The following is a 12,808-nucleotide window of genomic DNA, read 5'->3' as shown; positions in this document are numbered from 1 at the left end:
CTCTATTTTTCTGATTTATTTAATCAAAAAATCACTTTTAAGAATTGATTAAATTTTCATTTTTCAACAATACTTCTTCGGCTAACTGAAGGTATTGAATTGCTCCTTTACTTTCGGCATCGTAATTTAAAATACTTTCGCCAAAACTTGGTGCTTCACTTAAACGGACATTCCTGCTAATAATTGTCTCAAAAACCATTTCTGGAAAATGGAGATGAACCTCTTCTACAACTTGATTAGATAATCGCAAACGAGAATCAAACATCGTTAAAAGCAAGCCTTCAATATCTAAATCTTTATTATGAATATTCTGAACATTTTTTATGGTATTCAATAATTTCCCTAAACCTTCAAGAGCAAAATACTCACACTGAATTGGAATAATTACAGAATCCGCTGCAGTTAATGCATTCATTGTAATCAAACCTAAACTTGGCGCACAGTCGATAATGATATAATCATAGTTCGCCTTAATTGGCTGTAACGCTTTTTTAAGCATGTATTCCCGATTTTCTCGATCTACCAATTCAATTTCGGCTGCTACTAAATCAATATGGGAAGGAATGATATCAAGATTTGGAGATGCTGTTTTCTGGATACACTTCTCTACATCTACGCTATGCTCTAAGATATGATAGGTAGAATAATTTGCATCTTCTATTCCTAAACCAGAAGTCGCATTTGCTTGCGGATCAGCATCAATAATTAACACTTTCTTTTCCAGAACACCTAAAGCTGCTGCAAGATTTACTGCAGTGGTAGTCTTTCCGACTCCACCTTTCTGATTAGCAACTCCGATAATTTTAGCCATCATATAAAAATTTAATCCTCAAAAATACACTTTTTTCTGATTTTTAAATAATCTATAAAGTTTCAGATAGCACTAAACCATTAACAGCAAGCGAATTACCGTATAAAAATAATTATCCACAAAACCTTATATTTTGTGGATAACTATAAATACGATCAATAAGCCATTTATTTATTCAAATTGCATTGAAATTGGGAACTTAAAATAACTTCTGACATTCTCCCCATTTACTTTGGCAGGAATCCATTTCCCTCTTATAGATTTTATGGTTTTCTCCGCAGCACGATTAAAATCTCCATTTATTCCTGAAGCTTTCACATCACTTATTGTTCCATCTCTTTCAACAATAAACACAATGGTAGTTTTTACAACCTCGTTGGTTCCGCCCATCAAAGAAGTGTCAAAATTGCTAATCACTTTATTCCGGAATGCATCAATCCCACCCATAAAGCTAGCCTCAACATCAACCTTAGTTTTCGGACTGTTGTCCACAGGTTTCGGCGTTGATAATTCAGAACCGTTACCAGGAACCGTGCGGATAACTGGTGGCTGATAATTAATGACAGGAGGTTCACCCGTCACTTTTTCTGTGCCAAGAACAGCATCTTTGTATTCTGATTGCTTTGGCATTACTGTTTGTACTTTAGGATCTCTAGTTGGGGTTACTGTTCTAGAATCTACTGAATTAATTAATGGTTTAGAAGGCGGAATCACCTGAGCCACCGGTGGAATTTCTACTGGATCAACAGGAGTTAAATCAAAAACTGGTGGAGGACCAGGAGCTTCAGTAGGCTGTGTGGTATGAAATGCATTTATAACTAAAGGCGTAACCGCAACCATGGCGAAAATACCAATTCCTAAGAACATTGCCTTTGTCAGGATAAAATCCGCATCACTCCTAATTGCAAAAGCGCCATAACTTTTGTTTCTGTTTTCAAAAAGAATTTCATCCAACTGAAACTCTTTGTTTTCAAGTAACTTTTTCATCACTAATAATTTTAATTGGTTGCTAGCGTTAAATTAACTGATCACCAGTATTATTTACCTAGTGTTAACTATTTAACAAAATTTACGCCACAAAATTGACAATAACCATTTAAAACATAACACTTCTATAATAAAGAATTTAATTCTAAAAAAACCACTCTTATCAGGAGTGGTTAATATTAAATTTCAGTTTAAAATAGGTACGAAAGTTAAAATAATTCTTTTCTAATAATATTTTGACTTCTCTCTGGTCCTACTGAAACCAAATACACGTTGATTCCTAAGTAATTTTCGATAAATTCTATATACTTCTTCGCATTTGCAGGCAGTTCATCATAACTTCTAGCTTGTGTAATATCTTCTGTCCATCCTTCCAACTCTTCATACATTGGCTCGTAGTTATACAGCTTAGTAGTAGATGATGTAAAATAATCAATAATTTTTCCGTCCTCCGTTTTATATTTTGTCGCAATTTTCAGAGTGGGCATACCTGATAACACGTCAAGTTTGGTAATTACCAAATTGTTGATTCCATTAATCATAGTTGCATGTTTCAATGAAACCAAATCAAGCCAACCACATCTTCTAGGTCTTCCAGTTGTAGCACCAAATTCGTGACCTATCCTTCTCATTTCCGCTCCTGTTTCATCGTTTAGCTCTGTAGGAAAAGGACCGTTTCCAACTCTTGTGGTGTATGCTTTTGCAACACCAATTAAGTTCTGAAGGCTTGTTGGTGGAACTCCAGCTCCTGCACAAACACCGCCTGTTGTTGGTGACGAAGAGGTCACGTAAGGATACGTTCCAAAATCAATATCTAACATTGCAGCTTGTGCACCTTCAAATAAAATATTTTTACCATTATGAATTGCTTGATTCAATTCTACTTCGGTATCTACAATTCTATCTTTTAATGTTTCGCCAAGTGCTAAAAACTCATTATAAATTTCATCAAATTCTAAAGTTGGTTTTTCAAAATACTTTTCAAAAAGCGAATTTTTAGTTTTCAGACTTTTTTTAATTTTCTCGGCTAAAACCTCTGGGTTTAGTAGATCAACCATTCTAATTCCCACTCTAGCAATCTTATCTTCATAACAAGGACCAATTCCTTTTTTGGTGGTTCCGATCTGTGTTCCTCCTTCTTCTTCCTCACGATAAGTGTCAAGCAAAATATGATATGGCATGATCACATGAGCTCTTCTGCTGATGAAAACATGATCAGTACGCATTCCTTTTTCCTCAATTTGAGCAATTTCTCTCAAAAAGGATTTAGGATTTACTACGACTCCATTACCGATTACACACTTCCCTTTACATTGTAAAACTCCCGATGGAAGCAAGTGCAAAACAAATTTTTCTTCGCCAACATATACAGTATGTCCTGCATTGTCACCACCTTGGAAGCGTACTACATAATCTGATTTCGCAGAAAGTACATCCGTAATTTTACCTTTGCCTTCATCACCATATTGAAGACCAACCACAACGTAAGTTGCCATATTTTACTTTTTTTTAGATTTCTACAAAAATAGTTTTAATAATAATCTTGAACAAAATTTAAAGAAAAAATATTTACTTATCTCATCCTGATGTGGATTATGAAAGGTAACTTTCGAATAAATTCCTTAAATTTGCACTTTATTAGAACATATGCAAGTAGTTAAAATTCACGACAAAGAATTCGTTCCATATCTTAAAAACGACGAAATTCAATCCCTAATTAAAGATCTGGCCCAAAAAGTCTACGAAGATTACAAAGATGAAACACCAGTTTTCATTGGAGTATTAAACGGAGTAATTATGTTCTTTTCTGATTTCCTGAAGCATTACCCTGGTAAATGTGAAATCGCGTTTATCCAAATGAGTTCGTATGCGGGAGGATTACAGTCTACTGGAATTGTTTATAAAAAAATGGACTTGACCAAAGAAGTTGAAGGGCGACACATTATCTTAATGGAAGATATTATCGACACTGGAAATACGATTGAAAGTCTGTTTGAATATTTTAAAAATACACAACGACCTAAATCTTTAAGAGTAGCATCTTTATTATTAAAGCCAGATGTTTACAAAAAAGAATTTACAATCGATTATGTGGCAAAAGAAATCCCAAACAAATTTGTCTTAGGTTACGGCCTTGATTATGATGAGTTAGGTAGAAATCTTCCAGATTTGTATCAATTGTCGGAAGGAAGAATAAATCACTAAAAATAAAACTGATATAAATGATAAACATCGTTCTCTTCGGTCCTCCTGGAAGCGGAAAAGGTACACAAGCGCAAAATTTAATTGAAAAATTTAATTTGAAGCAAATTTCTACTGGTGACCTGTTTCGCTACAATATGAAAAACGATACCGAACTCGGTAAACTGGCAAAATCCTATATAGATAAAGGTGAATTGGTTCCAGATCAAGTGACCATTGACATGCTAACTGATGAACTAAAAAAACCTAGTGACGCAAAAGGGTATATCTTTGACGGATTTCCAAGAACAGCAAATCAAACTGAAGCATTAGAACAGATTGTTAAAGAAATTTTAAACAGTGATATTAATATCTGCCTTTCTTTAGTTGTAGAAGATGAAATATTAGTAGAAAGACTGTTAAAAAGAGGTGAGACAAGTGGCAGAACAGATGATTCTAACCACGATATCATCACCAATAGAATCAAAGAATATTACGCAAAAACTGCAGAAGTAGCCGAGTTGTACAAACAACAGGGAAAATATGTAGAAGTAAACGGAGTTGGCGCTATCGACGAAATCTCTGAAAAACTTTTTGCGGAAGTAGAAAAAATTAAATAGGTAATAGGTTATAGGTGGTAGTTTATAGTTTAAATTAATATGATTTAAATCTACTTATAAGCATGAAAATAGCAACAACCTAAAAACTACGACCTAAATCCTAAAACCGACAACCAAAATAAATATGTCAAATTTCGTAGATTACGTAAAAATCCATTGTAAGAGTGGTCATGGAGGTGCAGGTTCAGCGCATCTTAACCGTGAGAAATATGTTCCCAAGGGTGGTCCCGATGGTGGCGACGGTGGACGTGGAGGTCACGTAATTTTAAAAGGAAATTCTCACGAGTGGACTTTACTTCCACTGAGATATACAAGACATATTAAAGCAGAACGCGGAGTAAATGGAAGTAAAAACCAATTAACCGGTGCTTATGGTGCAGATGTATATATTGAAGTTCCCTTAGGAACCATTGCCAAGAACGAAGAAGGAGAAATTGTTGCAGAAATTCTGGAACATGGCCAGGAAATCATTCTTAAACATGGTGGCAAAGGTGGTAAAGGTAATGAGCATTTTAAGTCTTCTACTAATCAAACTCCAAGATATGCACAACCTGGACTCCAAGGTGAAGAAGGATATATTACCTTTGAGTTAAAACTTCTTGCAGATGTTGGTTTAGTTGGATTTCCAAATGCAGGAAAATCTACTTTATTAGCTGCCGTTTCTGCGGCGAAGCCTAAAATCGCTGATTATGCCTTTACAACATTGACACCGAATTTAGGAATCGTAGATTATCGAAATTACAAATCTTTTGTAATGGCAGATATTCCAGGAATCATTGAAGGAGCTGCGGAGGGTAAAGGTTTGGGACATCGATTCTTAAGACATATTGAAAGAAACTCTATTTTATTATTCTTAATACCTGCAGATTCAGAGGATCACTTTCAGGAGTTTAAGATCTTAGAAAATGAATTAAAGGAATACAATCCTGAATTAGTAGATAAAGATTACATTATTTCGGTCTCCAAAGCAGATTTATTGGATGACGAATTAAAGGCAGAAGTTGCCAAAGAATTTCCTGAAAACAGACAACCCATCTTCTTCTCTGCCGTGACGCAAGAAGGATTAGTGGAATTGAAAGATGCAATTTGGAAGAAATTACACGGGTAAGAATTAATCACGAAATAATACATTATAGATTTGCCTTTGGTAGATCTATTTTTTTTGGAACAATAATTGGAATATACCTTAAAATTATCCATATGAAATATTTACTCAGTCTCCTCGTATTCACATTCATGATTTCTTGTTCTACCACACAAAATGCCTCAAAATATTCTAAGATAGAATATTCAGCTGGGGCTTGTTTTGGTTTTTGTCCAATTTATAAAATGACTATTGACTCTGATCGCACTGCATTATTTGAAGCAGAACGATTCAATTTCTCGCGCGATGCAAATTCGGAAGAGAGTGAAGGTACTTTTAAAGGTACTCTAAAACCGGAAAATTACCGTCAACTGGTTGAGTTATTAGACTCCCAAAATCCAAAAGATCTGAAGGATTATTACGGAAATAAAAATGTATCTGATTTACCCAGTTCCAATTTAATCATTACTTATCAAGATGGAACGGTGAAAAAAATTCAAGATTATGGAAAACATGGAACCAAGGGCTTAGAAAAGCTATATCAATTTTTTGACAGTTTAAAAACAAATCAGAATTGGACCAAGATTAAATAATTACTAAAAATAATTAAACTATATTTGCAAAACTAAATTCCTTCTTCGCGGAAGGTTTTTTTATGAACGTAGTCATTCTAGATGAATCCGCTTTCCTGCGGCACTGAAAACCCTTAAAGTTTTTTTTACTTCATTTTCTTCGTTTCATATACTATAGAATGACACGAGTTTCATTTTAATTAAAAACATTTCATTTGAATTTTACCGACCTAAACTTAATTGATCCTATCGCAAAAGCGCTTAAGGAAGAGGGATACACCCAACCAACGCCCATTCAACAAAAATCTATTCCTCATATTTTACAAGGCAGAGATTTACTGGGAACCGCCCAAACAGGAACAGGAAAGACCGCAGCATTTGCGATTCCTATTCTTCAAAATTTAGCAGTTAAAAACGTTAAAAACAACAACATCAAAGTGTTAATTCTTACTCCAACCAGAGAATTAGCCATTCAGATTGATGAAAGTTTCAAATCGTACGGAAGACATCTAAGATTAAGAAATCTAGTCGTTTTTGGAGGCGTAAAACAAGCTGCACAAGAAAACGCTTTAAGAAGAGGCGTTGATATTTTAGTAGCAACTCCAGGACGATTACTAGATTTTATTTCCCAAGGAATTATTTCCTTAAAACATTTAGAAGTTTTCGTTTTAGACGAAGCGGACAGAATGCTCGATATGGGATTTGTTCATGATGTGAAGAGAATTATTAAATTACTTCCACCAAAGAGACAGACTCTGTTCTTCTCGGCAACTTTCCCTGAGGAAATTAATAAACTGGCGAGTTCTATGCTCACAAATCCTATTAAGGTTGAAGTTGCTCCGGTTTCTGCGACTGCAGATACGATTCAGCAGAAAGTTTATTTTGTTGAAAAAGACGACAAATTGGATTTGCTAACCCATATTTTACAAAAAGATATTAAGGAATCTGTTTTGGTATTTTCACGTACAAAACATGGCGCAGATAAAATCGCCAGAAAATTACAGAGTCATAAAATTTCCGCCGAAGCCATTCACGGAAATAAATCACAGAATCAAAGACAAAACGCACTTTCCAACTTCAAGTCTGGGAAAACGAGAATCTTGGTGGCAACAGATATTGCAGCAAGAGGAATTGACATTGATGAGTTGAAATATGTGGTAAATTTCGAACTGTCTGATGTTTCTGAAACGTATGTTCACCGAATTGGAAGAACAGGACGAGCGGGCTCAGAAGGAAGTTCTATCTCTTTTGTTGATGGTTTAGATCTATTGAATCTAAAAAATACAGAGAAATTAATTGGTAAAAAAATTCCAGTTGAAAGAGAACATCCATTCCATACAGACAGCTTAGTCGCTGAAAAAAGAGATTCTAACAATAAGCCTTTCAGACCAAGACCGCAGGGACAAGGACAAGGCAATTCAAATAACAGTCACAGTAAGAAGCCCAATAATAAGAGCAATTTTACTAGAAACAGATAATTGAAAATCTTTCTAAAATAAAAAAGCAGTCTTGTCATTAATTGACAAGACTGCTTTTTTGTTACTTTAACAGATAGATGATCCCAGTAATATTTATCATTTCGACGTTAACGAGCCAAATAACCGTTCTGCGTTTTCGGTTGTAATTCGGTCTATTTCTTCAAAGTCTCTGTTATAGATATTTACAAGTTTCCCAACCACCAAATCCAAATAAGAACTTTCGTTTCTTTTCCCGCGGTGTGGAACTGGTGCTAAATACGGAGAATCTGTTTCTAAAACGATCTTATCTAAAGGAATTTCTTTCAGGAACTGGTCTATTTTTCCATTTTTAAAAGTAACTACTCCACCAATTCCCAAAATAAATTGGAGATCAATAGCACGTTTTGCCTGGTCCACATCTCCAGAAAAACAATGGAATATTCCTCTTAATTTGGGATGTTTCTTACGATCTAAAACTTCAAAAACTTCATCAAAACTTGATCTGGTATGGATCACAATTGGTAAATCTCTTTCAATCGCCCAATCGATTTGCCGTTCAAAGGCTTTTACCTGTATATCTAAAGTTGATTGATCCCAATATAAATCGATACCAATCTCACCAATAGCAGAAAATGGTTTTTGATTTAAATAGTTTTCAACTAACTTAAGTTCTTCTTCCCAAGTATCGTGTTTTACATAACATGGATGAAGTCCCATCATGGAGATTATCTGATTTGGATACTCACCCTCTAGAGCAAGCATTTTCTCGTGAGTTTCTGAATTAATTGCAGGAAGATAAAATTTAGAAACACCTTTACTGATGGCTCTTTCGATCATTTCCTTTCGATCTTCATCAAATTCTTCAGAATATAAATGCGTATGGGTATCGATCATTTTTGTTGGAGTTTATAGGTATTAGAAAATAGATTTTAGATTAACAAATTGGCACCTCTATTGAAATCCCCGCTGCAGCCCAGCTTGAGTGGAGCTCTTTTTGTGCAGCAAAGCGAAACAAAAAAGCGGGAACGGAAGATGGAAAAAGCTGCCCAAATTATTTTAAAATATTTTATGTTTCACTTTGGCTTGCTGCATCAAAATTTTTGTGTTCAACTTCCCTACAAATTCCTGATATTTTGGATTCTTTTCATCTGCCGTTTTATGGTCTAAAGATTTTAATATTCTTAAATTCTCTTCAATAAAATCCATTGTATCGTCTGAGAAATAAGCATTTCCAAACTTTTCCCAAATGTAATTAATCGCCTGTTTATTAGGATGAATTAAATCTTCTTTATAAAACCGATAATCGCGTAAATCATCCATTAAGATCTCATAAGCGGGAAGATAATGGCAGTTTTCAAATTGAGGTAAGATCTCATGAAGTGCTGTGATCAACTTTGATTTGCTTAGATTATTAGCTACCATGCCATCTTTCGTATGCCGTACGGGTGAAACGGTAAATAAAATATGCACATTCTCTTGCGCAATATCTTTAAGATTTACAATGGTTTCATAAATTGAATCCGTTAATTCTAAATTGGTCAACAATCTCTTTTCGAAATATTTTCCGGGAATTTTATGACAGTTGGCAACGAGTTTCTTCTTTGGAAGAAATTCATAGATGAAAGAAGTGCCATAGGTTATTAGCACCCATTTCGTGTTTTGTAAGAATCTATTACCAATTTCTATTTGCGAATTGATCTTTTCTAGAGTCTGGTGAACAAACCTAGTATTAAAAGAAGTGTGATGATCTAAAGAAATCACTTCTTCATCGTAACTTATTAGATCCGCTTCTTCATATAAGTGAGCATCATGCAATTTCTTAATTGAATGATTGATAGAAAAAGGATTGAAAAGCGTTCCGAAAGGATTATTATAGGTTTGTAGTTGTCCGTTTTTTAGTAAATCTGTCATTTCTGTAGCAAAGCAGGAACCTATTGAAAAGATTTGGTCTTCAATTTCAATTTTTGTTTCAGAATATGGAATTTCTACTTCAGTCCTAAATTTCATTGGTTTATTTGATGACGTGGCACTGTGATAAAGAATAGCAATAATTTAAACCACAAAATTCATAAATGTTTTATTTTTAAGTGATCTAAAAGATTGCAAAAGAAAAGTCACTAATTTTTTTAGCTTTCTCTTCGTAATAAGTAATTAGCAAGTTCGATAAATGGTTTCTTCTTTTCGTCAGAAACGCTTATTTTATTTAGATATTGTTGTGCAAGTTCGTTGTGTTCCTGGATAAGATGCAACGTTTTTTCATCAACTCGTGTACGGCGAAAAATTTTCTCGACGCTATAAACCTTATCCACATTGTCGGTTTTTTTGGAATACCAGAAATGAAGTTCTTTTCTCTCTTCCTCGGTTCCATTTTCCTTTGCTAAAAGGTATAAAACTGTTTTCTTATTCTCATAAATATCTCCTGCATGTTTTTTACCGAACTGTTCTTGATTTCCGAATACATCCAGATAATCATCCATAATCTGAAAAGCAATTCCCAAATGTTTTCCAAAATTAAAAATCGCCTTAGCATCTTTAAAATCAGCACCAGCAATCAAAGCACCTATTTCAAAAGAAGAAGCACTTAAAATCCCAGTTTTGTACGTGATCATCCTGATATAATCATTGAAAGTCACTTCATCTTGAGTTTCAAAATTAATATCATATTGCTGTCCTTCACAAAGTAATAACCCAGTGTGAATAAAAACACGCATACATGCTTTGTAAAGATCTGGTTCTAAATCTTCAAAAAACTTAATAGCTTTGAACATTAGGGCATCTCCAGAAAGAATTCCTGTATTGATCCCGTGCAGGGTATGAATAGTAGGTTTGTTGCGACGAAGCGGTGCTTCGTCCATAATGTCATCATGAATGAGGGTGAAATTATGAAAAAACTCTATGGCTAAAGCTGGTTTTAGGGCTTTCTTTAAATCACCACCAAACATCTCACAAGCCATTAAAACCATCATCGGACGAAGTCTCTTTCCACCGTGTGAAATAATATAATTCATAGGCTCATACAGCTCCTCTGGTTTATTTTTGAAGATGTACTTTTCGATTGCTTCACCAACCATTCTTTGATATTCATCTAAAAACTGCATAAAATTCTTATTTGTGCAAAAATACGATTTAAAATAATTCTTTGACGACTAAAGACCCCACAAAAAAACCATTTCGAATGAAATGGTTTAATAATATATTCTAACTGGTTTATCTTAAAAATACAACGAGCAGATAAGTGCAACCTGCAACGAAAGCAGAAATCGGGATGGTTAATATCCATGCCCATAACAAACTTACCGTAATTCCCCAGCGAACTGCGGAAACTCTCTTAGTAACGCCTACCCCAATAATTGAACCGGTAATCGTATGTGTTGTAGAAACTGGAATACCGAAATGCTCTGAGATAAAAAGCGTTATTGCACCTGCAGTTTCGGCAGCTACTCCTTCTAAAGGAGTTACTTTGGTTATCTTGGTACCCATTGTTTTTACAATTTTCCAACCACCACTCATGGTTCCCAAAGCGATCATTAAGAATGAGGTAAAAGGCACCCAGAAATAATGTTCGACAAAATAACTAAACTGATGACTACCATCTAAGGCAAGGTACACAGGGTCATGTAAAGTTTGGGTATGGTGAAAAATAACCGCTGCACCAATAATTCCCATTACCTTTTGTGCATCATTGGTACCATGTCCTAAACTGAAAAGTGCAGAAGAGACCAATTGTAATTTTTTGAAGACGTTATCTGCTTTTCGTGGACTTGTTCTTTTAGAAACATTCACAATAAACAAAGTGATGACCACAGAGATTAATCCACCAATTATCGGCGCGAGGAAAATGAACAAAAATATCGGTATCACTTTATCATACCTGACGACATCCTGCGTAAATAGCTGTTTGAAAGCCAGCATTAATTTATCAGCAATTCCTAAATCGGGATTTGTCAGGGCAACGATATGGTAATCTGAAACAAGAGCATACATTAAAGCTGCGCCCAAAAAACCACCAATCAGAGTGTGAGATGATGATGAAGGGATCCCAAACCACCACGTCAATAAATTCCATAGAATTGCCGCAACCAGTCCCGAAAAAATCACTTCCAAATTGATGAAATTTTCATTTACCGATTTCGCAATCGTATTACCGATTTTAAATTCTCCAATAACGTAAGCAGCAAGAAAAAATGCTGCAAAATTCCAAACCGCAGCCCAAAGAACTGCTTGAAAAGGAGTTAAAACTTTAGTAGAAACAATGGTAGCAATAGAATTTGCTGCATCATGAAAACCATTGATATAGTCAAAAATTAAAGCTAAGACAATGATGATGATAAGTAAAATTGGTAAATCCATTCTATATTTTCAAATAATAAATTAAGGATAGATTAAGCGTATTTAATTAAAATACTGTCGATTGTATTTGCGACATCTTCTGCTTTGTCAGTAACCGTCTCAAGGTATTCCAAAACAGATTTTACTTTCATAATTTTAATGGCATCATTGGTTTCAAACAATTTAACAATAGCCTGACTCAAGACATCATCTGCTATATTTTCAAAAGAATTGATTTTAATACAAGATTCTTTCACTGCTTTTGGATCTTTAAAATCATTTAGATTTTTAATCGCAATCTGGATTTCACTACATGACTTATAAATCAACAACGTAAATTCAGTATATGCCGGATCCAGAGGTGCTTTATACAAATAAATATATTTTGCAGAAGCATACATAAAATCCGCAATATCATCTAATCGAGCTGCTAAATGACTGATATCTTCACGGTCAAAAGGCGTAATAAAATTTTCTCCTAGTTGAACGAATATTTCATGGGTAAGATCATCCATTCTGTGTTCGTAGTCACTCATGTGCTGCAACATGGTGTCATCATTAATATCAAAATCAAGTAAGCTCTCGTGAAATTCTTTAGACATTTCTACAAGTTCTTCCGCAACTTTTTCAAACAGTACAAAAAACACTTTGTCTTTTGGCTGGAACATTTTAAAAATATTACCAATTCCCATTGTTATTCATTTAATAATTAGTTCTGCAAATCTCCGAAAAAGACTTATACCTTTTTCATTTTTATATTAAGTTTT

The 12,808-nt window shown here is 34.5% G+C and carries 13 protein-coding genes; 5 read left to right on the top strand and 8 right to left on the bottom strand.

What is annotated here, in order from left to right:
- Positions 1-37 precede the first annotated feature (37 nt).
- The 3 genes from FNJ88_RS12485 to FNJ88_RS12475 form a co-directional block, all read right to left on the bottom strand.
- The gene (locus tag FNJ88_RS12485) at positions 38-811 is read right to left on the bottom strand and encodes a ParA family protein (RefSeq protein WP_143853564.1); all 774 of its coding nucleotides are present in this window, start codon (positions 809-811) and stop codon (positions 38-40) included.
- A gap of 171 nt (positions 812-982) precedes the next feature.
- Positions 983-1,798, bottom strand: a complete 816-nt coding sequence (locus FNJ88_RS12480) for an energy transducer TonB (protein WP_143853563.1) — start codon at positions 1,796-1,798, stop codon at positions 983-985.
- A gap of 209 nt (positions 1,799-2,007) precedes the next feature.
- Positions 2,008-3,294: an adenylosuccinate synthase gene (locus FNJ88_RS12475; protein ID WP_143853562.1), complete on the bottom strand. Its 1,287-nt coding sequence runs from the start codon at positions 3,292-3,294 to the stop codon at positions 2,008-2,010.
- A 151-nt stretch (positions 3,295-3,445) separates the two neighbouring features.
- Between FNJ88_RS12475 and hpt the strand changes: the two genes are divergently transcribed.
- From hpt to FNJ88_RS12450, 5 genes are all read left to right on the top strand, one after another.
- Positions 3,446-4,003: a hypoxanthine phosphoribosyltransferase gene (gene hpt / locus FNJ88_RS12470; RefSeq protein WP_143853561.1), complete on the top strand. Its 558-nt coding sequence runs from the start codon at positions 3,446-3,448 to the stop codon at positions 4,001-4,003.
- 17 nt (positions 4,004-4,020) lie between these two features.
- Positions 4,021-4,599, top strand: a complete 579-nt coding sequence (locus tag FNJ88_RS12465) for an adenylate kinase (protein WP_143853560.1) — start codon at positions 4,021-4,023, stop codon at positions 4,597-4,599.
- 124 nt (positions 4,600-4,723) lie between these two features.
- Positions 4,724-5,707: a GTPase ObgE gene (gene obgE, locus FNJ88_RS12460; protein ID WP_143853559.1), complete on the top strand. Its 984-nt coding sequence runs from the start codon at positions 4,724-4,726 to the stop codon at positions 5,705-5,707.
- A gap of 92 nt (positions 5,708-5,799) precedes the next feature.
- Positions 5,800-6,276, top strand: coding sequence for a DUF6438 domain-containing protein (locus FNJ88_RS12455; RefSeq protein WP_143853558.1), 477 nt, complete (start codon positions 5,800-5,802; stop codon positions 6,274-6,276).
- A gap of 194 nt (positions 6,277-6,470) precedes the next feature.
- Positions 6,471-7,733 (top strand): DEAD/DEAH box helicase, encoded by a 1,263-nt coding sequence (locus FNJ88_RS12450; protein WP_143853557.1) that lies wholly within the window; start codon positions 6,471-6,473, stop codon positions 7,731-7,733.
- Between the two features lie 96 nt (positions 7,734-7,829).
- Here FNJ88_RS12450 and FNJ88_RS12445 read toward each other — a convergent pair whose 3' ends face one another.
- The 5 genes from FNJ88_RS12445 to FNJ88_RS12425 form a co-directional block, all read right to left on the bottom strand.
- Complete coding sequence (locus tag FNJ88_RS12445) at positions 7,830-8,606, bottom strand: TatD family hydrolase (RefSeq protein WP_143853556.1); 777 nt, start codon at positions 8,604-8,606, stop codon at positions 7,830-7,832.
- Between the two features lie 162 nt (positions 8,607-8,768).
- A complete protein-coding gene (locus tag FNJ88_RS12440) occupies positions 8,769-9,719 on the bottom strand; it encodes a GSCFA domain-containing protein (protein ID WP_143853555.1) in 951 nt (316 codons plus the stop codon).
- 119 nt (positions 9,720-9,838) lie between these two features.
- A complete protein-coding gene (locus tag FNJ88_RS12435; protein WP_143853554.1) occupies positions 9,839-10,810 on the bottom strand; it encodes a polyprenyl synthetase family protein in 972 nt (323 codons plus the stop codon).
- A gap of 109 nt (positions 10,811-10,919) precedes the next feature.
- Positions 10,920-12,062, bottom strand: a complete 1,143-nt coding sequence (locus FNJ88_RS12430) for an inorganic phosphate transporter (RefSeq protein ID WP_143853553.1) — start codon at positions 12,060-12,062, stop codon at positions 10,920-10,922.
- 32 nt (positions 12,063-12,094) lie between these two features.
- A complete protein-coding gene (locus FNJ88_RS12425; RefSeq protein ID WP_143853552.1) occupies positions 12,095-12,733 on the bottom strand; it encodes a DUF47 domain-containing protein in 639 nt (212 codons plus the stop codon).
- Positions 12,734-12,808 lie beyond the last annotated feature (75 nt).

It is taken from the genome of Chryseobacterium sp. SNU WT5 (genome assembly GCF_007362475.1).
In the GTDB taxonomy this organism is placed as follows: Bacteria; Bacteroidota; Bacteroidia; order Flavobacteriales; family Weeksellaceae; genus Kaistella.
The sequence above is the reverse complement of the archived record's forward strand: the minus strand, read 5'-3'. Positions and strand labels throughout refer to the sequence as shown.

What these genes read in the sequence shown, in the direction of transcription:
- FNJ88_RS12435 (WP_143853554.1), bottom strand. Translation starts at nt 10,810, where the DNA reads ATGCAGTTTTTAGATGAATATCAAAGAATGGTTGGTGAAGCAATCGAA.
- FNJ88_RS12465 (WP_143853560.1), top strand. Translation starts at nt 4,021, where the DNA reads ATGATAAACATCGTTCTCTTCGGTCCTCCTGGAAGCGGAAAAGGTACA.
- FNJ88_RS12485 (WP_143853564.1), bottom strand. Translation starts at nt 811, where the DNA reads ATGGCTAAAATTATCGGAGTTGCTAATCAGAAAGGTGGAGTCGGAAAG.
- hpt (WP_143853561.1), top strand. Translation starts at nt 3,446, where the DNA reads ATGCAAGTAGTTAAAATTCACGACAAAGAATTCGTTCCATATCTTAAA.
- FNJ88_RS12455 (WP_143853558.1), top strand. Translation starts at nt 5,800, where the DNA reads ATGAAATATTTACTCAGTCTCCTCGTATTCACATTCATGATTTCTTGT.
- FNJ88_RS12440 (WP_143853555.1), bottom strand. Translation starts at nt 9,719, where the DNA reads ATGAAATTTAGGACTGAAGTAGAAATTCCATATTCTGAAACAAAAATT.
- FNJ88_RS12445 (WP_143853556.1), bottom strand. Translation starts at nt 8,606, where the DNA reads ATGATCGATACCCATACGCATTTATATTCTGAAGAATTTGATGAAGAT.
- FNJ88_RS12430 (WP_143853553.1), bottom strand. Translation starts at nt 12,062, where the DNA reads ATGGATTTACCAATTTTACTTATCATCATCATTGTCTTAGCTTTAATT.
- FNJ88_RS12425 (WP_143853552.1), bottom strand. Translation starts at nt 12,733, where the DNA reads ATGGGAATTGGTAATATTTTTAAAATGTTCCAGCCAAAAGACAAAGTG.
- FNJ88_RS12475 (WP_143853562.1), bottom strand. Translation starts at nt 3,294, where the DNA reads ATGGCAACTTACGTTGTGGTTGGTCTTCAATATGGTGATGAAGGCAAA.
- FNJ88_RS12480 (WP_143853563.1), bottom strand. Translation starts at nt 1,798, where the DNA reads ATGAAAAAGTTACTTGAAAACAAAGAGTTTCAGTTGGATGAAATTCTT.
- obgE (WP_143853559.1), top strand. Translation starts at nt 4,724, where the DNA reads ATGTCAAATTTCGTAGATTACGTAAAAATCCATTGTAAGAGTGGTCAT.